Here is a 1,341-nt window from a genome sequence, read left to right on the forward strand (position 1 = left end):
AGGGCCGACTCGGGAGGAAAAGAATTGCAGGAGGAAGAGTGCCGGCCTATACCACACTACTATTGTAAGGGCTATTCCTTGCGGGAGAAAAATCCCAGACTGGCGTATTGGCTTGATGGTTTTGATACCCTTCTTATGTCCATGATTTACCGCCACAGATGGGGGGTTGCTATGGCGATGACAACCCTCAGACTTTGATTAGTTAACAGAGGGTTGACAGGGGATACTAGTTCATGTTAGCAGATGTCGGCCACCCTGAGCCAGAAAATTCTCAGGGAAATTATTTGATACCGCCCCTCGTTGTGCCCTGACTTGTATGATAACAGGGTGAGAATGCAGTCCACCTCCTGATTCTGATATGCCACTGCATTGTCTGGGAGATGGCATTCGCCACATGTCTATTTATTTATGATGCTGCCAATAGACTGCGTCAGGCTTTGGAATACACTGCTAAAGCTCAATGTTTTTGAAGTACAAAACAGCTAAAAATACAGCCAATTTTATTTCCCTATCTCAATGCCCATTGAACCAGTTTTTTTATTACCATCAAAATTCTTGTTTTTTCTCTCAGATTGCTTCCCAATATTGACAAATATCTTTTCTTTTTAGATGGCATTTACTATTAGTAATTACCGTATTTTTGTTTAAATTATCTCCCGTTTAGATGGCATTGGCCGTGACTAAACCGTGACTGGATGTTGTTTATCCCGGGCGTTATATTGCCGGTGGTAGTTCAAGGCCACATCAACGGCCATACGCAGAAAATCACCACCCAGTGTTTTACAAATCATAATACTTGACGTTTATTGCATTGTGAAAAAAATAATAGAAATTTTAGAATTAGTAGTCCAGTAGGGATTGTAATAAAAAACAAACATAAAGAAAAAAAAATATAGCTACAATTAAGTCAGCCATTACTAGGGGAGGAGATTATGTCAGAGAATCTGGAAAAAATCAAAAAACTCATCGAAAGGGCATTGGCAGACGGGGTATTGTCTAGGGCGGAAACAGAAATGATTAGACAGGCTATCTACGAGGACAAAAAGGTTACACCCGAAGAGATGAAACTGTGGCGAGAGTTACAGAAACGAATAAGTGATGGTGAGATACTAATCAACTAGTCAAATAAACCAAATAAAAAAGGGGCCCTTTATGAGCCCCTCATAGTTGGGGGTGTTAGCTATGGACTAGAATCTGAACACGGTGCGCAACACCCCTACCACGATGGTGTTGTCGCCAGTGTCTCTGGTGTTGTTGGGGTTGAAGATAGCATATATACCGGGGGTGATAGAAATGTTGTCGTTTATGGGATAGTTGTATTGCCCCTCAATTATCCAGGAC

Annotated in this window: 3 protein-coding genes; 2 read left to right on the plus strand and 1 reads right to left on the minus strand. The window is 41.6% G+C overall.

Annotation, left to right across the window (positions count from 1 at the left end; all coding sequences use genetic code 11):
- Both IGQ44_00990 and IGQ44_00995 read left to right on the plus strand, forming a co-directional pair.
- A partial coding sequence (locus IGQ44_00990; GenBank protein ID HIK36556.1) for a hypothetical protein occupies positions 1–198 on the plus strand: 198 nt, incomplete at its 5' end.
- A gap of 734 nt (positions 199–932) precedes the next feature.
- Positions 933–1,121 (plus strand): hypothetical protein, encoded by a 189-nt coding sequence (locus IGQ44_00995; GenBank protein HIK36557.1) that lies wholly within the window; start codon positions 933–935, stop codon positions 1,119–1,121.
- Positions 1,122–1,187: 66 nt separating this feature from the next.
- Here IGQ44_00995 and IGQ44_01000 read toward each other — a convergent pair.
- On the minus strand, positions 1,188–1,341 hold a 154-nt coding region (locus tag IGQ44_01000), incomplete at its 5' end, for a carbohydrate porin (protein HIK36558.1).

The sequence above is a fragment of the Geminocystis sp. M7585_C2015_104 genome (assembly GCA_015295805.1).
In the GTDB taxonomy this organism is placed as follows: domain Bacteria; phylum Cyanobacteriota; class Cyanobacteriia; order Cyanobacteriales; family Cyanobacteriaceae; genus DVEF01.

Excerpts from the sequence above, each read along its gene's own strand:
- IGQ44_00995 (HIK36557.1), top strand. The coding sequence starts at position 933 with ATGTCAGAGAATCTGGAAAAAATCAAAAAACTCATCGAAAGGGCATTG.